Genomic DNA, 22,447 nt, shown 5'->3' with positions numbered 1-22,447 from the left:
GCCAAGGTGCGCCTTGCCGGCCGCCTGGACGTTCTCGCCCGCCCCGGGCGCTCGCTACTGCCGAACGAGTTGCACCGGCTCGCACCGCACGAAGATCTCTCGGCTCTGGATACGTCGCAAGGCGTGGCCGCATGCGCCATCGCCGGCACGGACGGGCTCGTGACGGTGACCGGCCCCGCGGGCACGGGCAAGACGACCATGCTGCGCGCTGCGTCCGCGGCGCTCACGTCGCAACGGCGACTCATGCTCGTCGTTGCTCCCACGCGAAAGGCGGCATCGGTGGCGTCTCGTGAGGTCGGGGCCGCGGCATCCAGTATTCATGCCCTGCTTTCGGATCATGGCTACCGGAGGAGCACCGACGGGGCCGGCGCGAAGGTGTGGACCAGGCTTAGAGCGGGAGAACTTGATCCCAGCACGGGCGCCGTATACGGCGGACCAACGCAGCACGTGTTGCGCTCTCGCGATCGGATAGTCGTCGACGAAGCCGGCATGGTCGACCTGCAGACGGCCACCGTCCTGGTCGAGCTCGCGATCGAGCAGGGTGTCGGGCTGGCGTTCGTGGGTGACACTCATCAGGCGCTGCCGGTGGGACATGCGGGTGCGATGGGTTCCGCGATCCGGCACGCGAATGCTGCGGTCGAGCTCGACACGGTGCACCGGTTCCGCGATCCCGACTACGCGGCGCTCACGCTGCGGCTGCGGGATGCGGGTGATCGCGAGCGTGCGCTGGTGGTTGCGGGCGAGCTCGCCGCACACGGTCACGTCGACCGGGTCGAACATCACGACGCGGCGCGGCAGCGGATGATCGACGCGTACTTCGACTGGCACGCACGCGGCAAGCGAGTGACGCTGGTATCCGGCACGAATGCTGAGGCGGATGTGATCAACGACGCCATCCAGCAGCGGCGAATCGATAAGGGCGAGCTCGACGTCCGCGTCGCCGCGTGGGGAATCGGGCAGCAGCGCATCCTCGTCGGCGACACCGTGCAGACGCGTCGCAACGACCGGCTCACGGGAGTCGAGAATCGCGCGCAGTGGATCGTGCGCGGCATCCGCGACGAGTACCTGTCTCTGTGTCCGTGAGCGACAGTGGCGAGGTGGCGCGTGTGTCCACCGAGTACGCGTGCGAGCACCTGCAGCTCGCGTACGCGTCCACCGTGCACGGTGTAGAGGGCGACACGGCGGGTGCGTCAGTGGTCGGGCCAGATGTCGATGCCGCAGGGCTTTACGTCGGCCTCACGCGGGGTCGGCTGAGCAACGTCGCGATCGTCGTGGCGCGCACGGATGCCGCGGCCCGCGAGTGTCTCGCCGAGTCGATGCAGCGCGGAACTCCGGAGTTGACAATGCAGGACGCGGTGCGCGCGGCCCAGGCGGAGATGCGGCGTGCGGCGCGGGCGCGGGGAGCTGGCGACGATGACCACGGGGCCCGCTGCCGGGGCGCCGTACGCAAGTTGCGGGATGAGAGTTTGAACAAGCTCGCTCCATGCGCGCTCTGCAAAACGCTGCGCGGTCAACGGGGAGGGTCGCTGACACTCGTGCCGCGCCAGCTAACGACCGGAGTCAGCGCTCCACGGTTTGCGACACCGACCGCCATTCGCCGCTGCTTCGGGCCCCGAAGCAATATGGTGTGACGGAGGAACGAGGCGTCTCGACTTACGGAGGGTGATGTACGCACCAGTTCAGGACTATGCCCTCTATAGAGCATTGTCAGGACGTCCCGACCTCGGCGCGAAAGTGCTTGAGCTGCGTAGCGATGTCGAGACGTATCTGGGGCGGGTCTCGGCGACGTTCGCGCATTACACGTCCCACGCAGTGGATCACAGTGATCAAATCGTGCGTGAGATATCAGCCTTGGTGTATCGAGATGCCTTCGATCCGGAAACTGCGTGCGTCGAGCTCACGCCTATTGAGGCATACCTCCTGTTGCTGGCTGCGTACCTCCATGACACTGGGATGGTCGTGACAGATCAGGAGAAGATCGCGGCACTTTCGACCGCGGCGTGGGAACGTTTCGCCCTCGATCATTCCGATACGGCCGATCTAGTCACTAACGACGCCCCGCTCAACAACGCACAAGAGCAGTTTGTGCGCGGACTTGAGCAGCAGTGGGCGATTGCCGAGTTCTTCCGCCGGCAGCACACTGAGCGCGCCGCGGTCGCGATCAACTCCGCGCTGAACGTGGACCGCTTCCTCGCTGGCGATCATGCCGCGGTGCGTAGCCTGGTGGCGATATGTGTGGGCCACGGGTTGAGCCCACAGGCGCTCCAATCCGACACCGAATATCCGACACGTCGCGATCATTTCGGTCAAGCGGTCGACGTCCGCCTGCTCACGATCCTTCTTAGGCTCGGAGACCTTCTCGATATGCGTAATGCTCGGGCCTGCCCGCTCCTTCGGAGCTCAGTGTCGCCTCTTCCACGTTCAAGCGAGGTCCACTGGACGCAGTACAACCGAATTCACGACCGCATGACTTCACCCGACAAGATTAGGGTCGGCGCGCTCTGCGAGACGGCAGACGAACATCGCCTGTTGCTTGACTGGTGTACCTGGCTGGCGAATGAAGTAAACGGCGCACAGCGCCTGATGAGTCAAGAACCTCGTCACCGATCCTGGGTGCCCCCGGAGGCGAGCGTCGGACCGGAAGGCTCCATCCGGATTGAACGTGCGCCCGGCGCCACATATCGAGTTGAGGACTGGAAGTTTCATTTTGACGAAGCTGCCGTCGTCACGCGTCTTGTTGCGGATGTACATGGGTCGGGACCCGGCTTCATGCGTGAGCTTATGCAAAACGCGCTTGATGCATCACGGGTGATGATGTATTTGACTGAATCACAAACCGAGACGTACGCTAACGAGGTCCCAGCCGCTATTCGCGAGAAGTTTCCCCTAAGCATCGAGATAGAAACCGAGCGTCTCGACGACCACGACGTCGTTCGATCAATCTCGATTTCGGATCATGGAACGGGGATGACGCCGGACATCATAAAGAACTACTTCCTACAGATTGGCCGCTCTTGGTACGGCTCTTCTTCGTTCGTCGGTAGGTTTCCGTTCACCCCGACCAGTCGGTTCGGTGTCGGATTCCTGAGCGTTTTCGGCGTGTCCGACGACGTCACGGTTGTCACCCGCTGGCATGAAGATCCGCCCGAGAGCGCTCTCAGCTTGCGCCTCGCCGGACCCAGGGGATATCTCGTGATTGAGGAATCGCATCGCGCGATCGCTGGTACCACGGTGCGCGTCGACTTGAGAGAGCCAAGGAGCCTGCGATGGATGCTGGAACAGATTGAGGAGATGTGCACCGCTGTAGAGTTCCCGATCAAGATCGAGGTTGATGGCACCGCACAGGTAATCAGCCAAGCGGCTTTTGAGCCCACCAGCGAACCTCTGCCGCTTAGCGATGACTTCGAATGCCGTACTCGGCGTATCGATGTCACGGGCGATGGCGCCTTTGGATACTTTGAGCTGCTCACCGTTGCGCGTAGCGGCGTTGAAGACTGGACCCTGTCACGCAGCTCTTATGAACGCGAGATTCTCGCGGTCGACCCTCTAGCTGATCTACCCAGACCGGGGGTATCCAAGGTGGCGATCAACGGACTCGCGTCCAATACGCGAGGTAATTCATCCCGCGAATCGATGTGGCGCCATGTTCTAGACCTCAGGACGCTTGATGCCGCCGCTCGGGGCGGCCTGGATCGGCTCGGCCAGCCCCAGCTTCCGGGTCCTGTGCTTGAAAAGATTGCCTCCGCTCTTGATCGTCATCTCGAAAGCCACGGCCCCGACATTGACTATTTGGCAGGGCTCGTAGAGAAGTTCAACGGGCTCTGCCCGGCCTGGGCCAGAACACGGCCGTACATTCAAACGGAGAGCGGAGCCCTTGCCTCTGTGGAGGAACTGCTGGAGACGGAGCGCTTGCTGGTGCCTCACCGGTACACGTCTTCGGCCACCAGGCGCCGGCCCATTCGAGACGATGAAGCCGCAGTCTCCGCGTGGTCTCAAGGGAGGCCCGACCTGCCGTGCATCACCCTGAGCGCCAAGCGCCTAGTCTGCGAAGGTCATCTTCGCCTTCTCACGCGAGGTCGTTGGCTGACCGTTGCGGAGCTGGAGACCGACCTGCTTGTATTCGAGATCGCGACTGACGAATATTGGCGCGGACCGTCCGTGCAGCGTCCTGTATTTGATGACCAAAGCGACATTGTCGCAGTGAAGCTGAGTTATCGTGAGATCGCGCTGAACGCCGACCACCCATTGGTCCGGGAAATCGATCGACTGGCTGCAGGGCATGCACCCGCGAAAGACCGGTTGCTCGAAGGCTTGCACCCTGGGAACATCACGCACTGGCGAGAGTACGCAGCGCTGCTTGGTGGCGTGGCCTCCGTCGTCGGGAGTAATCTGCTTGCCGAATACGCAAGACTGATGGCGAAGGGCCCGGAATTCTCGAACCTCAGTTTGTCGGTGTTGCGGCTTCCTCGTGATTGAGAGCGGTCCGGCGAGCGGACGTGCGGCGACTTAAGGTGGATGTGTTCGACTACGTCCACGAGGCATCCTCACCCACGGGAGGCGGGTCTAGGCAGACCTCGACGCCGAAGGTGCCCAGCTATCCCGCGATGGATCAGCCCCGGTCCCTGGTGGCTCAGCGCACACCGACGCATCCGACCCAGTGCGTCGCGGTGTGCCGCGCGGCGGTGAAGCGAGCGGAAGAAGCAACATTTCTTCGGCAACAAGTTCGGAGAACCTCCCCCTCAATGGTGCCCGCCCCAATACGATTCAGCAGCGAGAGTTCGCGTCGGAGCGGATCAAGTGACGACCGCTACATGTGCATGGTGTTCAGCGTTCGCAACTATGTCGCGCGTAGCGGACCCTAGAGTTGTAGATCGGGACGACGCGACGCGCGAGTTCAAGTTGCCCACATTTTGCCCACACTTGGTGAGATTTCATGTGTTTTCGGGCGAAGCTAGACGTACCGCGGAACCCCGAAAACCCGCGAAATTCCGCGGGTTTTGCCGGTATCTGCAGATTTGGGAAATCGCTCTCCGACATTCCGGTACCAAAGGTCGCCCACTCCCTCCCGCCGGTCCTCCTACACTCGCCACCATGACCGTGATCCTCGTCGAAGGCGCCAGCGACGCCGCTGCGCTCGAGGTCATCGCCCGGCGCCTCCGCATGCCGACCCCGCGCATCCTCGCGGTGGGCGGCTCGAAGGGTGCCCACCGCGCGGTCGATTCGCTTCCCGGCGAGCGAATCGTCGGCCTCGTCGACGCGCAGGAGCGCACGGACTTCGCCCGGGTGATCGAGGTGGTCTTCGTCTGCGATCCCGACCTCGAGGCCGAGCTCGTGCGCGCGCTCGGGACGGACGCCGTGGAGGCCGTCATCGCTCAGCAGGGCGAGCTCGAGTCGTTCCGCCGCCTGCAGCGGCAGCCGGCGCAGCGCCTTCGCTCGACCGAGGCGCAGCTCGCACGCTTCTTCGGGGGACGCAGCGGCAACAAGGCGCGATACGCCCGGCTCCTCGCCGAAGCGCTGCCGCTCGACCGCATCCCCGCTCCCCTGGCCGGCATCCTCGCGGCCGCCTGAGCACCCCCGCCGAACCACTGGCGGCGGCAACGCGGATGCGGGAACGGGGGCCGGTGGGGGCCGGTCCCCGTTCCCGAGCTGCCCGGGGGGACAGCTCAGCTCACCCGGCGTATAGGGGGACGCGCGCGGCGAGCATCCGGGGGGCGCTCTTCGGTTGTAAACGTTGATGCTGTTTCGTTCGTCCTCGAACGAATGACACCACGGTACCCCGTAGAGCGAGCCTGCGCAAGATGTTCGTTCGCGGACGTATGGTTAACCCAGAGCCGAGCAGGAGAGCAAGCGAATGGCGACGAAGCGTGGTCCGGGGTTCCTCCCGCAGTCCGAGTACGAGCAGGCGACGCAGGAGCTTCTCGCGCGCCACGAGGGCGCCGTCGATCGGGATTCGTTCCGCGCCGTGTGGCTGCTGCACCAAGCCGCCGACGCTGCGCGCGCCTTCCAGACCGCGGAGATCCTCGACACCTACCGCCTCACCTGGGCGCAGTTCGAGGTCGTGTGGAACCTCTGGCTGTTCGGGGAGCGGGATGCCGGCTGGGTGGCGAGCGCCGCCATGGTCTCCAAGTCGGGGCTGACGACGATCCTGTCTCAGCTGTCGACGCGCGGACTCGTCTCACGCCGCCCCGATCCGGACGACGCGCGGCGGAGCCTCGTCCGGCTCAGCGACGAGGGCGATCAGACGATGCTCCGCCTGTTCCAGGAGATGAACACGGCGGAAGCCCGCTTCGCGGCGCCCTTGTCAGCGAGCGAGAAGCAGGAGCTCGCACGCCTGCTGAACGCGATGCTGGCCGGATGGGACGAAACCCTGCGACCGTAGCCGCCGTCGCACCCCTCCCCTCTCTCCCCGGCGGCTCTCCCCCGGTGGCGGCTGCCGGACAACGGTCGCGCCGTCATTTCCAGGCTTCGTCGACGTCTCTTTAGAGACGGGAGGCGAGGCCGTGGACGCAGCAAAATCGCAGGCGCCGTTGGCCGGGACGGGAGCAGAGCTGGCGCGCACGCTCCGGCTCGGCGACGTCATCCGGCTGTCCGTGTCGTCGGTGACGCCGGCGTCGTCGGTCGTGGTGATCCTCCCCGCCATCCTGTTCTCCCTGCACTGGGGCGCACCGGTCGCGCTCCTGCTGGCCGGACTGCTGTGCGTTCCGCTCGCCTCCTGCTACTCCTCGCTCGCACGACAGTTCCCGAGCGCCGGGGGCGAATGGGCCTTCGCGCGCCGCGTCCTCGGCTCCGGCGTCGCGCGCGCGACCTTCACGACGACGCTCGTCGGCGCGATCCTCGCGATCGCAGCGATGCTCCAGGGTGCGGCGCAGCTTCTCGCCGGCATCCTCGGCACGGGCGGGGAGCTGTGGACGGCACTGGTCCTCGCCGCGGTCGTGGCCGTCGTCGCGCCCCAGCGGGTGCTCCACGGCGCGCGGATCACCTCAGTGCTCCTGTACATCGAGATCGTGGCGGTGCTCGGGATCACCGCGATCGGGATCGTCGCCTTCGTGGACTCCGGAATCTCCCTCGAGACCTGTGCGGGCGTCGCGCTGACGTCGCTCGCAAGCCTCGAGGCGGGCCCGCTCCTCGCGTCGATCGCCGTGGCCTATTTCGCGCTGGCCGGCTTCGGGTCCGCGGTCATGCTGAGCGAAGAGGACCTCGGATCCGGGCGACTCGCGGCGCGCGCCGTCGGGTGGACGCTGGCGCTCACGTTCGCGCTCGAGTTCACGGCTCTCGGCGGTCTTCTGGTCGGCAGCTGGTGCGGCCCGGTCTTCCCCGACGGCACAGGCGGACTGCTCCACGCGGTGTCGGCGTTCGACTCCTCACCGCCCCTGCAGATCGCCGTCCTCACCAGCGCGGCGATCGCCTGCCTCAACGCCGCGATCGTCATCGCGATGCAGGGGGCTCGCATCGTGTTCGCGGCGGCGCGAGACGGCCTGCTGCCCGCCCGTCCCTCCCGGAGCCTCCGCCGGCTCCGCGAGACCTCGCAGGCCCCGCTGGCGGCGACGATGCTCGTGGTCGCGTCGGCCGGAGTCACGGCCGCGCTCCTTCCCGCGGACCGCGTCATCGCGTGCGCGAGCGCTGCTCTGCTGGTCCCACCCGCCGTCGTCGCCGCGAGCCGTGTCGCGTGGCGGTCGGGACCGTCGCGGGTACTCGGGCGCTGGGCCGCGCCGTGCGTCGCCCTGCTCGCGCTGGCGCTGGTCGCCGCGTTCGGCGTTCAGGCCGACCCGTGGGCGTTCGCGGTCCCTGCTGGCACGTGGCTCGCGGGACTCGGCTACGACCGCTGGTCGCGCCGCCGCGGCAAGTGACGGTGCGCGCCCGCCGTGCGCGGTCGTGGAGCGGATCGGCGCGGCTCGGCGAGTGCGGGAATCGGAGGATCGCGCCGGATTCGGATGCTCCGGCGACACGGGTCCGAATCCGCTGTCATGCTCCGAATCTGCGCCCATGGAGGGGCATCACCGGCCCACGCGAAGATCGCCCCGGAGCCGAAGCTCCGGGGCGATCATCATGCGTTGTCGGTTCCTGTGTCGGTTCCTCTTTCAAGGTTCTTTCGTTTCCGTTTTCCTTCGCGAGACCTAAGATACTCAGCCCGGAAACGGCGTCAATACTTCGCCGAAAAGTCACCTCTCGTTCACGTTGAAGGTGAAAGTCGCGTCGTCCTGAAGAGCGAAATCATCCTTCCGACGGATGCCGATGAGACCACCGGCCGACGCGCCACGAGACCCTCGATTCGTACCGTCGAATCATGGCCACCGCGACCCTGACCCTCCCCCGCCACACCGCCCGCACGCCCCGCACCGCGGCGGCGCGCGTCAGCTCGGCGACGGGCGCGGCAGTGCTGTCGATCCTCGGGAGCATGGCCGCGATCGGCATCGCGGCACTCGGACTCCTCGTCGTTCCGGTCGCCGCTCTCATCGTGTTCGGGCCGGCGCTGCTCGACCTGCTGACCTGAGCGCGGGGGCGTTTCGTCTCGCTGCGCTCGCTCAACGACCGGGGCGACACCACCGAAGCCGCGTTTCGTCTCGCTGCGCTCGCTCAACAACCGGGGGCGACACCACCGAAGCCGCGTTTCGTCTCGCTGCGCTCGCTCAACGACCGGGAGCGAGGGCCCTCAGTGGTCGCCGCCGACGAGCTTCAGGCCGACGACACAGCCCACGAGACCGAGGATGAGGAGCATCTTCACGATCGAGAAGTCCTCGTCGCCGCTGATCATGGCCCATGCGACGGTCAGCGAGGCGCCGATGCCGACCCAGACGGCGTAGGCGGTGCCGGTCGAGATCTCGCGCATCGCCCAGGCGAGACCGCCCATGCTCGCGACGAGGGTGACGCCGAAGACGACGGTCGGCCAGAGCTTCGTGAACCCTTCGGACTTGCCGAGCGCGGTCGCCCAGACCGCTTCGAGCACACCGGAGAGGATGAGGATGACCCACGACATGACTGCCTCCATGGCCAGTCTTGTCGCTCACCGGGTACTGATCCGTCGTCCGGGGACCCTGTCGAGGTCCGTGATCGAGGCTAGCGGAGCGGTCTGATCAGTGCCTGTGCAGGGCGTTTCGTCTCGCTGCGCTCGCTCAACGACCGGGAGGCGGCGCGGGCGTTTCGTCTCGCTGCGCTCGCTCAACACCGGGCGGCGGCGCAGGACGTTTCGTCTCGCTGCGCTCGCTCAACGACCGGGAGGCGGCGCGGGCGTTTCGTCTCGCTGCGCACGCTCAACGACCGGGGTGAGCGCTCAGGGGGCGATGAAGAAGATCGCGTCGAGCAGACCGGGGTTGTGTGCATGGACGAGCACGGCGAACACGACCGCGTCGAAGAGCAGGTGCACGGTCACGACGTAGCCGAGCGACTTCGTGCGCAGGAAGATGATCGCCTGCAGCAGCGCGAACGGAATGGTGAGCACCGGCCCCCAGGCGCGGTAGCCGAGCTCCCACAGGAACGACACGAACACGACCGCCTGCATGACGTTCGCCGTGGCATCCGCGAAGTGCCGGCGCAGGAGCACGAAGCAGGTGCAGATGAAGAAGAGCTCGTCCCAGATGCCGACGGCGCCGACGCCGACGAAGAGGCGCGCGATGAGATCGGGAGTGTCGACGACGGGCCAGTTGAGGTAGACGCCCGAGGTGATGAAGTAGAACGGCAGGATCAGCCAGCCGAGCAGGAGGACGGCCGCGAGCCATGCCCACTGCCACGGCCGCCAGCGTCCGCCGCCTCGCCACGGGAACCGGATCGCGTGGTCGCGGTAGACCCAGCGCGAGAGCACATACGGGACGACGACCGCACCGCCGAGGGCGAGGGTGAAGCGGATCATCGCCGCGTTGTCGAGCTCGGCCTTGAGCGGCACGGAGCTGACGATCAGGAGCCCGACGGCGATGAGCGAAAGGTCACGAGTGAGCGAAGGCCCGGATGCCGTGACGCTCCCCCGCTCGATCGCGACGGCCACACCGAGCCCGGCTGCCAGGAGCAGCCAGCCCAGCCACGGCGTGAGCAGCACGAAGAACGCGGGCGCGGCCAGGCACACGAGGAGCGCCGGGACGACCTCGACCGAGACGAGCGGCCGTCTGTCGGCGTCGGGGCGGGGGTGCGGGGCGGAGCGTGCGTTCACGTCAGTCGTCCTTCAGGGGGTGGGCGATCTCATCCTGCGGCATCCGAGCGAGAGCCAGCACGGCGAAGGCGATGAGGAAGGGGACGATGCCGGCGACGACGAAGATGACCGACAGCGGCACGACCTGGGCCACGGGACCGGCGATCGCCATCGAGAGCGGCATGAGGGCGAGCGAGACGAAGAAGTCGAGGCTCGAGATGCGGCCGAGCATGTGGCGGGGCACGCGCCGCTGCAGGAGCGTGCCCCAGATGACGTTGCCGTAGCTGAAGCCGAAGCCGGCGAGCGCGCAGCTGATCGCCATCACGGCGTAGGACTGGGTGAGGCCGATCGCGATGTAGGGCAGCGTGCTGAACCCCCAGACGAGGGTCATGGCGGTGAGGTAGCGCCGCGGCAGGGGCAGCGACGACACGAAGAGCGAGCCGACGCCGCCGCCGGCGCCGAAGAAGGCGAGGAGGAAGCCGAACAGGCGCGGGTCGTCGCCGAAGCGCTCCGCGGTGACGAAGGGCAGCAGCACCGTCTCGGGACCGACGGTGAAGAGCACCCACAGCGTCGCGAAGAGCAGCGTCCACAGGAGCCACGGCGTCCGCAGGGTGAAGACGACCGCTTCGCGGAGATCGCGGAGGATGCCGCGGACCCCCGCCGCCGCCGAGCCCTCCGCCTTCTCCCCCGCGGTCTCCCCGTGTCCGTCTCCCTGCGCGGCGACCGGCTCCGGACGCAGGAACAGGAGCACGACGAGCGCACCCGCGTGGGCGAGGAGGATCACAACCGCCGCCTGGGCGGGAAGGAGCGCGGCGAGCAGGATGCCGGCGGCCGCCGGACCCGCCGCCTGCTGGAGCGCGGGACGGATCGCGCTCTCGAGCCCGTTGGCCGCCAGCAGCTGCGCCTGCGGCAGGATGCGGGGAAGGACGGCGCTGTAGGCGGGGAAGAAGAAGCCGGCGCCGCCGCCGAGGAGGAACGAGACGATCGTCAGGTGCGGGACGGTGAGGGCGCCGAGCCAGCCCGCCACGACGACGGAGGCGATCGCGAGCACGTTGACCGTCTCGATCGCGCGCAGCACGAGGCGGCGCGAGACGCGGTCGGCGACGATGCCGCCGGGGATCGCACAGGCGAGGAGCCCCACGGCGTTGGCGGCGGCGACCAGCGACAGGGCCAGCGGTCCGCCGCCGGTGTCGATGACGGCGTAGACCATGACGACCGCCCACATCCCGGCCGCGAAGATCGAGAGCACGACGGCGGTGAACAGCATCCGGAAGTCGCGATGGCCGAGCGGACGCACCGCGCGCCAGCGGTCGCGCGTGCCGGCGCCGGCGGTCACGATCTCGGCCGGCGCCGATATGCGAGGTCGCGGATCTCGCGTCCCTTGGCGATGCCCTTGCGCTCGAACGCGGTCATGACGCGCCCGTCGAATCGCGGCGCCCACTCCCCCTCGAAGTCCGGCGCGAACTCCGCGGCGTCGGCGAGGACAGCGCGCATCTGGAGGGCGTAGTCCTCCCAGTCGGTGGCGAGGCGGAGCACCCCGCCGTCGCGGAGGGCGCGCGCCGCGATCGGCACGAACGCGGGCGCGATCAGCCGGCGCTTGTTGTGCTTGGCCTTGTGCCAGGGATCGGGGAAGAACACCCAGAGCTCGTCGACCGACCCTTCCGGAAGCAGGTGCTCGAGCACCTCGGGGGCGTTCGCCTCGACCAGGCGCAGGTTGTCGGCGGCGGCGCGGTCGGCGTCGAGCATGGTGCGGGCGAGTCCGGCGCGGAAGACCTCGACGGCGACGAAGTCGGTCCCGGGGCGCGAGGACGCCGCGTGGACGATCGCGTGCCCCTGGCCCGAGCCGATCTCGACGATGAGCGGCGCTGAGCGGCCGAACACCGCGGCGGGGTCGATGACCGAGCCGGGGAGCACGCTCGTCGATGCCGCGTCACGCTGCACGGGCAGCAGGTAGCGCGGCGACAGCTCTTCCCACGCCCGGTCCTGCGCCTCGCTCATCCGGCCGCTGCGGCGCACGAACGAGACGGGCTTGTCGCGGTAGCGCGGGGCGTCGGTGGCGGTTTCGGGCTCGGGCACCTGTCAAGGCTACCGACCGGCGCCGACGCCGACCGCCGCCTCAATCAACGGTGACGAAGTCGATGAGCTCCTCGACGCGGCCGAGGAGCGCGGGATCGAGGTCGCGGTAGCTGTGGACGGCGCCGAGGATCCGCTGCCAGTTGCGGGCGAGGTCGATCGGCGTCTCGGCGGGCCAGCCGAGCGCGCGGCTGACGCCGACCTTCCACTCGATGCCGCGGGGCACGTCCGGCCAGCCCGCGATACCGAGGGCGCGCGGCGTGACGCACTGCCAGACGTCGACATGGGGGTGGCCGACGATCCGCACGAACCGGCCGTGCGGACCGCGCGCGACCGCTTCGGCGATCCGGGTCTCCTTCGATCCTGGGACGAGGTGGTCGACGAGCACGCCGTAGCGGCGGTCGGCCGACGGCGGATCGTCGCGGAGCACTGCATCGAGCAGGTCGACGCCCTGCAGGAACTCGACGACGACGCCCTCGGCGCGGAGGTCGTCGCCCCACACCTTCTCGACGAGCTCGGCATCGTGCTTGCCCTCGACGAGGATGCGCGAGGCGTGGGCCACGCGCGCCCGAGACGTGGGCGCGGCGAACGACCCCGATGCCGTGCGCGCCGGCCCCTTCGGCGCGGCGGCGGCCGGCGCGATCAGCTGGATCGCGCGGCCGTCGACGAGGAATCCGCCGCCCAGGGGGAAGAGCCGACGGCGACCGTGGCGGTCCTCGAGGGCCACGTGGCCGGCCTCGATCCCGACGACGGCGCCGCAGTAGCCGTCGCCCGCCACCTCCACGACGAGGTCGCGGTCGGCGGGCACCTGCGGGAGGGCCTTCCGCCCGGCCTCACGCCATCCCGCGGCCAGCACATCGCTCCCGTACCTGTCGTCCATCCCGATCCTCCGTGCGTGTCGCCCCGAGTGCGTGAGCCTAGCCCGGGCGGGCGTCGCGACCTGCGAGCGACGCGCATCGCACCGCCGACGAGGGCCCCGAACGACTCCTGAAGCCCAGCCGCGGAAGGTCTGGGCAGATCCACAGGCGACCCCGGCCGGATCGCCTATCGCCGCATACGGCGCCGGGCATAGACTCGCAAAAGGGGCGGGGAACGTGTCCCCGACGAGGAGGATCCACCGATGCGATCGCGCCGGGTGACGCGCGGGGTGCTGGCGCTCGCAGCCACCCTCTCGATCGTGCTCGGCAGTGCTCTGCCGGCCTCGGCCACCGATCCTCTCCCCCTGGGCAGCACCCGTGTGCTCGACGACGCCGGGGTGCTGTCGGCGTCGCAGGAGCAGGCGGTGCAGGCCCGCTCGGAGGCGCTGTCGGACTCGTCGGGCCTGGACCTCTGGGTGGTCTACGTCGACCAGTTCACCAACCCCTCCGACGCGTCGGACTGGGGCAACACGACCGCCGATCTGAACAACCTCGGCCCCAACCAGTACCTGCTGGCGATCTCCACCGAGGGGCGCTCGTTCTTCCTCTCCGGCCACCCCGACAGCCCCGTCAGCGACGATCAGCTGGCCGCCATCGAGCAGGAGCGCATCGGTCCGGCCCTGCAGGGCGGCGACTGGGTCGCGGGCGCCACGGCGGCCGCCGACGGCCTGGCCGACGCCCGCGGGGGCGGCGCAGGCAGCGGCGGATTCGGCGGCATCCTGTTCGTCCTGCTGCTGGTGGTCGTCGTCGGCGCGCTGATCTTCTTCGTGGTCCGCTCGCGGCGGAAGGCGCGGCAGCCCCAGGTGACCGGCGGCGGAGCCCCCGCGATCCCGCAGGAGCCGATCGAGGAACTCGCCCGGCGGGCCGCCTCGGCCCTCGTGCAGACCGATGACGCGCTCAAGACCAGCGAGCAGGAGCTCGGCTTCGCCCGCGCGCAGTTCGGCGATGCCGCCGCGGTCGAGTTCGAGACGGTGCTCGCCCAGGCCAAGGCCGACCTCGACGCCGCCTTCGCCCTGAAGCAGCAGCTCGACGACGCGACGCCCGACAGCGAGCAGGACGTCCGCGGCTGGAACACGCGGATCCTCGAGCTGTGCGAGCGCGCCAACGCCGCCCTCGACGCCAAGGCGGCCGCGTTCGACGAGCTCCGCAAGCTGGAGCAGAATGCGCCCGAGGCGCTCGCCCGCGTGCAGGAGCTTCGCTCGACGGTCGGGCAGGGAACCGACGCCGCGGCATCCCGCCTCACGACCCTCCAGGGCTCGTACGCACCCGATGCGCTCACCGCCATCGCCGACAACCCCGAACAGGCGCGCCAGCGCCTCGCGTTCGCCGATGAGCAGCTGGCAGCCGCGCAGACCGCCATCGGCGCAGGCGACGGGGGCGAGGCGGCCGTCAGCATCCGGGCGGCCGAGGAGGCCGTCGCCCAGGCGAAGCTGCTCCAGGACGCGGTCGACAAGCTCGCCGCCGATCTGTCCACGGGCGAGCGCCAAGCCTCCTCGCTGATCGCGGAGCTGGAGAAGGACGCTGCCACGGCGGCGGCGCTCCCCGACCCCGACGGCCGCATCGCGGGGGTGGTCGCGGGCACGCGTCAGCAGATCGAGACGTCCCGTCCGCTCCTCAGCGGAACGGCCAAGAACCCGCTGTTCGCCCTCGACGGCCTCGAGAAGGCGGACGCCGAGATCGATACACTGCTGGCCGGCATCCGCGACGCACAGGAGAAGCAGCGCCGCGCCGCGCAGCAGCTGGATCAGCTGCTCACCCACGCGCAGGCGCAGGTCTCCGCCGCCGAGGACTACATCACCTCGCGACGCGGCGCCGTGGGCGCCACCGCCCGCACCCGACTCGCCGAGGCGGGCGCCTCGCTCGTCCAGGCGCGCCAACTCGCGACCTCCGACCCCGCTCAGGCGGTCGCGGCCGCCCAGCGCGCCAACGAGCTGGCCGCACAGGCGATGCAGCACGCGCAGAACGACGTCGGCGGCTTCGGCGGCGGCTTCGGCAACCAGGGCGGCGGAGGCGGAGGCGACGTCATGGGCGCCGTCCTCGGCGGCATCCTGATCAACTCCCTGCTCGGCGGCGGCAACCGCGGCGGCGGCGGCATGCCCTCCTTCGGCGGCGGCGGTCGCCGGAGCGGAGGCGGCGGATTCAGCTCCGGCAGCTTCGGCGGCGGCGGCACCCGCTCCCGCCGCGGCGGAGGACGCTTCTGACCGGCCGTCGCCGGCACCCATTCACTCGACCACCCATACCTCCCGCTAGGAAAGGAAAACCGATGGCAAAGCAGTCCATCTTCGGCCGCATCTCGACCCTCGTGAAGGCGAACATCAACGCGCTGATCGACCAGGCCGAAGACCCCCAGAAGATGCTCGACCAGCTGGTGCGCGACTTCACCAACAACATCGCCGACGCGGAGTCGGCCATTGCCGAGACGATCGGCAACCTGCGCCTGCTGGAGCGCGACCACGCCGAGGACGTCAAGGCGGCCACGGAGTGGGGCAACAAGGCGCTCGCGGCCAGCCGCAAGGCCGACGAGCTGCGCACGGCCGGCAACACGGCCGACGCCGACAAGTTCGACAACCTCGCCAAGATCGCCCTCCAGCGTCAGATCAGCGAGGAGAACGAGGCCGCCGCGATCGCCCCGTCGATCGCCGCGCAGACCGAGGTCGTCGACAAGCTGAAGGACGGCCTCAACGGCATGAAGCAGAAGCTGGAGCAGCTGAAGTCGAAGCGCTCCGAGCTGCTGGCCCGCGCCAAGACCGCCGAGGCGCAGAACAAGGTGCACGACGCGGTCAAGTCGATCGACGTCATGGACCCCACGAGCGACCTCGGCCGCTTCGAGGACAAGGTCCGCCGCCAGGAGGCCCTCGCCGCCGGAAAGGCCGAGATCGCCGCCTCGTCGCTGGACGCCCAGTTCAACGAGCTCGAGGACGTCGGCGAGCTGACCGAGGTCGAAGCACGCCTGGCCGCGCTGAAGTCCGGCGGCACCGCCGCGCCGGCTATCGAGCAGTAAGTCGATCAAGCAGTAAGCGGTTCCGCGTCAGCGCCGGGTGTCGTCCGCGACGCCCGGCGCTGACGCGTTTCGCCGACAGCGTGCGCTCGCGCGCCCACCGCGGCACCCGGAGGCGGCCCGAGCAGAGGAAGATGACATCATGACGCGTTTCCTGGTGGCCCCGCAGTGGCAGGGCTCCCCCGCCTCGCGGGCGATGCTCCTGATCGACGGCGCCGAGGCGATCGCGGGCGATCTTCCCCGGAGCGCGTGCACGCGGGTCGAGGTCCCGGTGGAGGCGGGCGAGTCGCTCGAGACGGGCATCCGCCGCTTCAGCGCCCTCCGCCGCGTGCGGGAGAGTCTCGCCGAGGCCTTGGCCGCCTCCGACGAGACGGCGCTCGTGGTGGGCGGCGACTGCGGTGTCGCGGTTCCCGCGATCGCCCACGCCGCCGCGGCGCATCCCGGCCTCGCCGTCGTCTGGTTCGATGCGCACGGCGACCTGCACACCCCCGAGACGTCTCCCTCGGGCGCGTTCGGCGGCATGGCGCTGCGCGCCGCCTTCACCCCGGGACCGCTCAGCGACGGTGCCGTCGGTGCCGAGCGGGTGGTCCTCGCCGGAGCGCGCGAGTTCGAGGATGCCGAGTGGGATGCCGTGGGCTCCACGGGCCTGCGCCACGTTCCCGCCGGCGACCTCGCCGATCCCGCCGCGCTCGTCGACGCCGTCGCGGCTACCGGGGCCGATGCCGTCTACGTCCACGTGGATCTCGACGTGCTCGACCCCGCCGCGCTCGGGGGCGTCGCGCTTCCTGTGCCGTTCGGCGTGCCGCTGGACCACCTCACCGCGGCCGTCCGCGCACTCCGGGCGCGCTTCCCGCTGGTGGGCTCCTCGATCGCCGGCTTCGCGCCGGCGTCGCCGCACGCCGCCGTCGACGACCTCGGCACCATCCTGCGAGTCGTGGGGTCTCTCGCGTGATCGCACGTCCCCCGGCCGGCTGGCGCGAGCGCGCCGATCGCGCGGTCGCGCGCGGCGAGCGGATCGACCGGGTGCTGCCGGCGGTCCTGGTCGACTCGCCGATCAGCCTGCTCGGCTACTGGTGGGGCAGCTCGGTCGGCTGGGTCTGGGGCACGCTGTGGTCGACGGGCCGGATCGAGCGGCGCGAGGGCCTGTGGGTGTTCACCGGCATGCCGAACTGGACCTTCGGCCGCGGCGGCGTGTGCGTGGGCGGCTGCTTCCTGACAGGATCGGCGCCGGTCACCGACGCGCTGCTGCGTCACGAGGCGGTGCACGCGCGTCAGTGGCGCCGCTACGGCTTCCTGATGCCGCTGCTGTACCTGCTCGCCGGCCGGAACCCGCTCACGAACCGGTTCGAGGTGCTCGCAGGGCTCGAGGACGGCAACTACGTACCGCGCGGCACACGCTGATCAGGCCTGAGCCGCAGATCGCGGTCAGCGCGCGGTGGTGAGACCGAAGCGCTCGGGCGTGTGGATGCCGTCGGCGGCGAAACCGAGCCGCTCGGTGAGGTGGTCGACGATGTCGGCCGTGCCCAGGAACCCGCCGAGCAGGTGGACCTGGGTGGCGTGATCGTGGTCGCACAGCATCTCGTCGGCCCACGCGGTGACCGCGCGCGAGAGTGCCTGTCCCGCGGTGCAGGATCGTCCGGTGCCGGGTGCTCCGGAGCGCTGCGAGCGGTCGAGCCACGTCACGACCATGCGGGGCGGCACGGCGAGCTCGCCGATCCACGTGGCGTCGGGGACCTCGACGAACACCCGTCCGGTCGAGCAGATCGGCAGCGTCGTCAGCAGCAGCTCGAGCTCGGTCAGCGAGTGCTCATCGGCCGTGATCAGCTGCTGCACGCGCGCGTGCTTGGCCGCGCGGCAGGCGCTGGCGCTGTGCGCGGTGCTGTGGGCTGCGGAGACCGTGGACATGATGCCTCCACTATACCGCGCGGTAAGGCATGCCTCACCTCATTTGGAGATGAGGCTCAATTGGAGGTGAGGCTCAGCCGGCGATCAGGACCCGCCGCAGCTCGCGGAGCTCGTCGTCGGCGAGGCCGTGCGCCCGCAGGAACTCGACGGGAGCGCCGTAGCGGGCGTGCAGGTCGTCGAGGAGCGTCCGCATCACCGGCGCCGGAGAGCGGGTGGCGAGGTCGGCGAGATTGCGCGCCTCGGGGTGGAGCCGCTGCAGGTACGCCAGTACCCGCGCATTGCGGTCGGGCGGCAGCAGCGCCTCGGTGCGGGCGTAGTCGGCGACGATCGCGTCCTCGTCGACACCGGCGGCGGCGAGGGTGAGCGCGACGGTCACTCCCGTGCGGTCCTTGCCGACCGTGCAGTGCACGAGCACCGGCGCCTCGTCGATGACGCTCCGCACGACCTCCACGATCGCCGGCGCCGACTCGTCGACCAGCGTGCGATAGAGCGCATCGAGGGTCACGTCCTGCGCGAAGAACGAGGTCGCAGAGCCCGCGAACAGCGGCACGCGCCGCGTCGTCACCGGCAGATCGCCCAGGTCGGTCGGCTCGAACGCGATCTCCTCGTCCTCGCGCAGATCGACGATGCGGCGCAGGCCGAGCGTGCGGATCGTCTCGCGCCCGGCGGCGCCGACGCGGGCGAGGTTGCCCGAGCGGAACAGCACGCCGCGGCGGGTCTCCCCCGCCCCGGCGGGGAGGCCTCCCACGTCCCGGAAGTTGAGTGCGCCGGCGACGTCAGGCATGGGGGTGTGCGGCGTCGGCCGCGGCAGCCGCATCCGGCGCGGCCGCGCGGCGCGGCGGCACCGGATACTTCCCCGCGATCGTGATGCGGTTGAAGGCGTTGATCGAGACCAGCAGCCAGCTGAGGGCGACGTACTCGGCCTCGGTGAGGATGCCGCCGACGCGGTCGTAGACGTCGTCGGGGATGCCGTCCTCATGGATGAAGACGTAGCTCTCGGCGAGCTCCAGGGCCGCACGCTCACGGGCCGTGAAGACACCCGAGTCACGCCACGCGGCCAGCTGGGCGATCTCGTCGGCGGTGACCCCCGCGGCGACGGCGCGGTCGACGTGGATGCGCACGCAGTACGCGCAGCCGTTGAGCTGCGAGCTGTGGATGAGCGCGAGTTCCTTGAGCCGCGCGTCGATCCCGGCGTCCGCCGCGATCCGGCCGACGGTCTGCGAGAACGACTCGAGCGCGTCGTACGCCGGCCGCGCGGAACGGGAGAGGTGGACGCGTCGTTCCTGGGTCATGCGCCCAGCCTACGACCCGTCACCGCCCGCGTTTCGTCCCGCGTCGTGCGCACGGCGGCGGCGCGGCGATGTGTCCCCCGTGTCGGGCATGATTGCCGCATGACGGACGAGTTCCAGTTCCTCCCGGCGCAGGCCGCCGACCTCGGCGTCGCTGCGCCGCCGGTGCGCAGGCTGACGCATCCCCTGCCCGACGGACGGACGGTGAGCGCCCTCGCCTACGGCGACGCACCGCCCGTGGCGACGTTCCTGCACGGCGCCGGGCTGAACGCCCACACGTGGGACACGACGATCCTGGCCCTCGGCCTTCCGGCGCTCGCGATCGACCTCCCCGGTCACGGGGACTCGTCGTGGCGGACGGACGCGGCCTACACCGGCCCGGTCCTCGCGGACGACATCGCCGCGGCCGTCGCGGAGTGGACGAGCGGCCCGCAGGTGCTCGTCGGGCAGTCGCTGGGCGGGCTCGCCGCCGCAGCGCTCGCGGCCCGTCATCCGGAACTCGTCCGCGAGCTCGTGGTCGTCGACATCACCCCCGGCATCGATCCCTCCGGCGATGCGTCGCAGATCCGCGCCTTCTTCGCCGGACCGACCGACTGGGCGTCGCGGGAAGAGCTCGTCGAGCGCGCCCTGTCGTTCAGACTCGGAGGCTCTCCCGAAGCCGCCGCCCGCGGTGTCTTCCTCAACTCGCGCGTGCGCGAGGACGGCCGCGTGGAGTGGAAGCACCACTTCGCGCACCTCGCCAACGCCGCCGCGGGCGACCCCGCGATCGCCGCCGCCGCGAGCGCCCAGCAGGACGCCGTGCGGGATGTGCTGTCGGCGGCAGGATGGGACGACCTCGCCGCCGTGACCGCGCCGATCACGCTGATCCGGGGCGATCGCGGCTTCGTCACCCCGGCCGATGCCGAGGAGTTCTCGCGCCGCCTGCCCGCCGCGTCGGTCGTCGAGGTCGCCTCGGGACACAACGTCCAGGAGGAGCAGCCGGTCGACCTCGGACGGCGGATCGCGGCCCTCGCCCCATGACGATTCTCGAACGTTCGTGACCCCGGATGTCCGCAGTACCCGCGGCGGACTCTAGGCTGTTACGCGCACCAGAGTCGGCAGACCGCCGCGACGCAGCGCAATCCCACCGAGAAGCCCGGTGCGCTGCCCGAGCCGCCTGCCTCTTGCGAAAGGATTCCCACCCACATGCTCCGTCGCCCCACCCTCGTCGCCGCCGCCCTGCTGGCCGCCGGCGCGCTGCTGCTCTCGGGCTGCACCGGCACCGCCGAGCCCGCGCCCACGACGACCGAGATCACGCCCGATCCCGACGCGTCGGTCAACATCCGTCTCGTGCTCGAGCCCGGCAACCTCGACATCCGAGAGACCGCAGGCGCCGCGCTCGACCAGATCCTGATCGACAACGTCTACCAGGGGCTCGTGGCGCGCACGCCCGAGCAGGACATCGTGCCGTCGCTCGCCAGCGACTACGAGGTCTCGCCCGACGGCCTCACCTACACCTTCACCCTGCGCGAGGGCGTCCTGTTCCACGACGGCGAGGAGCTCACCCCCGACGACGTCGTGTGGTCGCTCGAGCAGGTCAGGGACACCGAGACCTTCCGCGACTCCGCCCGTCTCGCCAAGGTCGACAGCATCACCGCCGAGGGCCAGACCATCACGCTGACCCTCAGCGAGCCCGACTCCACCCTGCTGTGGAACCTCACCGGCCGCGCCGGGCTCATCCTCGAAGAGGGCGACAAGACCGACCGCAAGACGGCGGCCAACGGCACCGGCCCCTTCACCCTGGAGAGCTGGAAGCAGGGCGACAGCATCACCTTCGCCCGCAACGACGCGTACTGGGGCGACAAGCCGCAGGTGGCCGAGGTCGTCTTCAGCTACGTGCGTGACCCGCAGGCCGCTCTCACGGGCGCCCTGGCGGGCGAGTTCGACGCCCTCACCGGCTTCGATGCCACCCTCACCGACCAGATCGAGGCGGGCGGCGACTTCGCCGTCGTCATCGGCCCGTCAACAGACAAGGGGACGCTGGCCTTCAACTCGAGTAGGACACCGTTGAACGACATTCGCGTGCGTCAGGCGATCCGTCAGGCGATTGACAAGGAATCGATTGTCGCGGCCCTCGGCGCTGGCGCTACCGAGTACGGACCGATCCCTGAACTTGACCCGGGATACGAGGACCTCGCAGCGGTCGCGCCATTCGATCCCGAAGCATCGCGAGCCTTGCTCGCTGAAGCCGACGCTGAGGGAATCACGCTCGAACTTACGCTGGCGGCCGACTACGGAACGACTGTGGCGCAGATCCTGGTGTCGAACTTGAACGACGTGGGAATCACTCTCAAAGTGAACCAAGTCGAGTTCGCGACCTGGATCAACGACGTCTACATCAACCAGGACTACGACCTCAGCTTCGTTCTCCACACCGAAGCGCGCGACTTCGAGAACTGGGCGAACCCGGACTACTACTTCACCTACGACAACCCCGAAGTGCAGCGCCTGTACGCCGAGTCCCTGGCGGCAACAGATGAGGCGGAATCTGACGATCTCCTCCGTCAGGCAGCCCGGATCGTGTCGGAGGACCACGCAGCCGACTGGCTCTACAACGGCGCCTCGGTCGTCGCGGTCAGCACCGGCATCGCGGGACTCCCGACCGTGAACGTCAACGAACGCCTCAACGTGGCCGAGGTGGTCAAGGGCTAAGCAGAACCGTCGCGATGGCACGAATGGCGCGCATGCACAAGCGCAGCGGAGTGGCGTACATGCTATGCAGGGGGAGTATCAACCACCCCGATGAGAGGTCGTCAACCCATGCAAAACGCACGCACACGCAAGTTGAAGGTAACTATCGCCGTCGCTGGAGCAGTGGCGTTCGCGGCCCTCGGGATTCCTCAGGCCGCGAACGCTGCGACGGCACCAGGGTTCCGATGCGCGCCCTACACTCAAACGTTCTCGCTCCCGCTGAACGTGACGGTCAAGTACACCTACACGGGCCTCGTGGGTGGAAAGTACCGCTACAGCGTTCGAGAGACGCAGGCGGGCGGCGGCACGTACGTGTACGGCTACTCCTGCAACGCCCCTCTCTGACCCACCTCACAGCGGCCTCCGTCAACGACACCCTCAGCCCGAGCGATCGGCGTCCCCGCGCCGCACTGGAGAC

At 69.4% G+C, this 22,447-nt stretch carries 21 protein-coding genes and 1 riboswitch; of the genes, 13 read left to right on the top strand and 8 right to left on the bottom strand.

Annotated elements, in window-relative coordinates; translation table 11 throughout:
* The first annotated feature begins 6 nt into the window (after positions 1-6).
* The 7 genes from ACPWUT_RS04175 to ACPWUT_RS04145 all read left to right on the top strand — a co-directional run bounded on the left by ACPWUT_RS04175 (position 7) and on the right by ACPWUT_RS04145 (position 8,491).
* Entirely contained in the window at positions 7-1,083 is a 1,077-nt protein-coding gene (locus ACPWUT_RS04175; RefSeq protein WP_425840952.1) for an ATP-dependent DNA helicase, read from the top strand.
* 23 nt (positions 1,084-1,106) lie between these two features.
* Positions 1,107-1,631 (top strand): hypothetical protein, encoded by a 525-nt coding sequence (locus ACPWUT_RS04170; protein WP_425840949.1) that lies wholly within the window; start codon positions 1,107-1,109, stop codon positions 1,629-1,631.
* Between the two features lie 34 nt (positions 1,632-1,665).
* Entirely contained in the window at positions 1,666-4,476 is a 2,811-nt protein-coding gene (locus ACPWUT_RS04165) for an HD domain-containing protein (protein ID WP_425842176.1), read from the top strand.
* A gap of 615 nt (positions 4,477-5,091) precedes the next feature.
* Positions 5,092-5,568, top strand: a complete 477-nt coding sequence (locus ACPWUT_RS04160) for a hypothetical protein (protein ID WP_425840946.1) — start codon at positions 5,092-5,094, stop codon at positions 5,566-5,568.
* 283 nt (positions 5,569-5,851) lie between these two features.
* Positions 5,852-6,379 (top strand): MarR family winged helix-turn-helix transcriptional regulator, encoded by a 528-nt coding sequence (locus ACPWUT_RS04155; RefSeq protein WP_284529928.1) that lies wholly within the window; start codon positions 5,852-5,854, stop codon positions 6,377-6,379.
* A 121-nt stretch (positions 6,380-6,500) separates the two neighbouring features.
* Complete coding sequence (locus tag ACPWUT_RS04150) at positions 6,501-7,847, top strand: APC family permease (protein ID WP_425840943.1); 1,347 nt, start codon at positions 6,501-6,503, stop codon at positions 7,845-7,847.
* Positions 7,848-8,284: 437 nt separating this feature from the next.
* Complete coding sequence (locus ACPWUT_RS04145; RefSeq protein ID WP_425840940.1) at positions 8,285-8,491, top strand: hypothetical protein; 207 nt, start codon at positions 8,285-8,287, stop codon at positions 8,489-8,491.
* A gap of 159 nt (positions 8,492-8,650) precedes the next feature.
* Here the strand turns inward: ACPWUT_RS04145 and ACPWUT_RS04140 are convergent, their stop codons facing one another.
* From ACPWUT_RS04140 to ACPWUT_RS04120, 5 genes are all read right to left on the bottom strand, one after another.
* A complete protein-coding gene (locus ACPWUT_RS04140) occupies positions 8,651-8,974 on the bottom strand; it encodes a DMT family transporter (protein WP_284529924.1) in 324 nt (107 codons plus the stop codon).
* 9 nt (positions 8,975-8,983) lie between these two features.
* Positions 8,984-9,048, bottom strand: a riboswitch (guanidine-III (ykkC-III) riboswitch).
* A gap of 220 nt (positions 9,049-9,268) precedes the next feature.
* Positions 9,269-10,138 carry a CPBP family intramembrane glutamic endopeptidase gene (locus ACPWUT_RS04135; RefSeq protein WP_425840937.1) on the bottom strand — a complete coding sequence of 290 codons (870 nt, stop codon included), beginning with the start codon at positions 10,136-10,138 and terminating at the stop codon, positions 9,269-9,271.
* 1 nt (position 10,139) lies between these two features.
* Positions 10,140-11,453, bottom strand: coding sequence for an MFS transporter (locus tag ACPWUT_RS04130; RefSeq protein WP_425840934.1), 1,314 nt, complete (start codon positions 11,451-11,453; stop codon positions 10,140-10,142).
* Positions 11,450-12,193: a tRNA (guanosine(46)-N7)-methyltransferase TrmB gene (trmB, locus tag ACPWUT_RS04125; RefSeq protein ID WP_425840931.1), complete on the bottom strand. Its 744-nt coding sequence runs from the start codon at positions 12,191-12,193 to the stop codon at positions 11,450-11,452. The genes ACPWUT_RS04130 and trmB overlap by 4 nt, the downstream gene beginning before the upstream one ends.
* 40 nt (positions 12,194-12,233) lie before the next feature.
* Positions 12,234-13,070, bottom strand: coding sequence for a DUF3097 family protein (locus tag ACPWUT_RS04120; protein WP_425840928.1), 837 nt, complete (start codon positions 13,068-13,070; stop codon positions 12,234-12,236).
* 240 nt (positions 13,071-13,310) lie between these two features.
* On the opposite strand from ACPWUT_RS04120, the gene ACPWUT_RS04115 reads away from it, so the two are divergent.
* The 4 genes from ACPWUT_RS04115 to ACPWUT_RS04100 all read left to right on the top strand — a co-directional run bounded on the left by ACPWUT_RS04115 (position 13,311) and on the right by ACPWUT_RS04100 (position 17,506).
* A complete protein-coding gene (locus ACPWUT_RS04115; protein ID WP_425840925.1) occupies positions 13,311-15,308 on the top strand; it encodes a TPM domain-containing protein in 1,998 nt (665 codons plus the stop codon).
* A gap of 62 nt (positions 15,309-15,370) precedes the next feature.
* The gene (locus ACPWUT_RS04110) at positions 15,371-16,108 is read left to right on the top strand and encodes a PspA/IM30 family protein (RefSeq protein ID WP_425840922.1); all 738 of its coding nucleotides are present in this window, start codon (positions 15,371-15,373) and stop codon (positions 16,106-16,108) included.
* A 139-nt stretch (positions 16,109-16,247) separates the two neighbouring features.
* Positions 16,248-17,057: an arginase family protein gene (locus ACPWUT_RS04105; RefSeq protein WP_425840919.1), complete on the top strand. Its 810-nt coding sequence runs from the start codon at positions 16,248-16,250 to the stop codon at positions 17,055-17,057.
* Complete coding sequence (locus ACPWUT_RS04100; protein WP_284529915.1) at positions 17,054-17,506, top strand: Fe-S oxidoreductase; 453 nt, start codon at positions 17,054-17,056, stop codon at positions 17,504-17,506. The genes ACPWUT_RS04105 and ACPWUT_RS04100 overlap by 4 nt, the downstream gene beginning before the upstream one ends.
* A gap of 24 nt (positions 17,507-17,530) precedes the next feature.
* Here the strand turns inward: ACPWUT_RS04100 and ACPWUT_RS04095 are convergent, their stop codons facing one another.
* From ACPWUT_RS04095 to ACPWUT_RS04085, 3 genes are all read right to left on the bottom strand, one after another.
* Entirely contained in the window at positions 17,531-18,010 is a 480-nt protein-coding gene (locus tag ACPWUT_RS04095; RefSeq protein ID WP_284529913.1) for an SIP domain-containing protein, read from the bottom strand.
* A gap of 73 nt (positions 18,011-18,083) precedes the next feature.
* The gene (locus tag ACPWUT_RS04090; protein WP_425840914.1) at positions 18,084-18,794 is read right to left on the bottom strand and encodes a tyrosine-protein phosphatase; all 711 of its coding nucleotides are present in this window, start codon (positions 18,792-18,794) and stop codon (positions 18,084-18,086) included.
* Positions 18,787-19,302, bottom strand: a complete 516-nt coding sequence (locus ACPWUT_RS04085) for a carboxymuconolactone decarboxylase family protein (protein ID WP_284529910.1) — start codon at positions 19,300-19,302, stop codon at positions 18,787-18,789. The genes ACPWUT_RS04090 and ACPWUT_RS04085 overlap by 8 nt, the downstream gene beginning before the upstream one ends.
* A 99-nt stretch (positions 19,303-19,401) precedes the next feature.
* Here ACPWUT_RS04085 and ACPWUT_RS04080 point away from each other — a divergent pair, with 99 nt between their 5' ends.
* Together ACPWUT_RS04080 and ACPWUT_RS04075 are read left to right on the top strand one after the other, a co-directional pair.
* The gene (locus tag ACPWUT_RS04080) at positions 19,402-20,319 is read left to right on the top strand and encodes an alpha/beta fold hydrolase (RefSeq protein ID WP_425840911.1); all 918 of its coding nucleotides are present in this window, start codon (positions 19,402-19,404) and stop codon (positions 20,317-20,319) included.
* 165 nt (positions 20,320-20,484) lie between these two features.
* A complete protein-coding gene (locus ACPWUT_RS04075; protein ID WP_425840908.1) occupies positions 20,485-21,990 on the top strand; it encodes an ABC transporter substrate-binding protein in 1,506 nt (501 codons plus the stop codon).
* The last annotated feature ends 457 nt before the right edge of the window (positions 21,991-22,447 follow it).

It is taken from the genome of Microbacterium sp. PA5 (assembly GCF_049860775.1).
Lineage (GTDB): Bacteria > Actinomycetota > Actinomycetes > Actinomycetales > Microbacteriaceae > Microbacterium.
The sequence above is the reverse complement of the archived record's forward strand: the minus strand, read 5'-3'. Positions and strand labels throughout refer to the sequence as shown.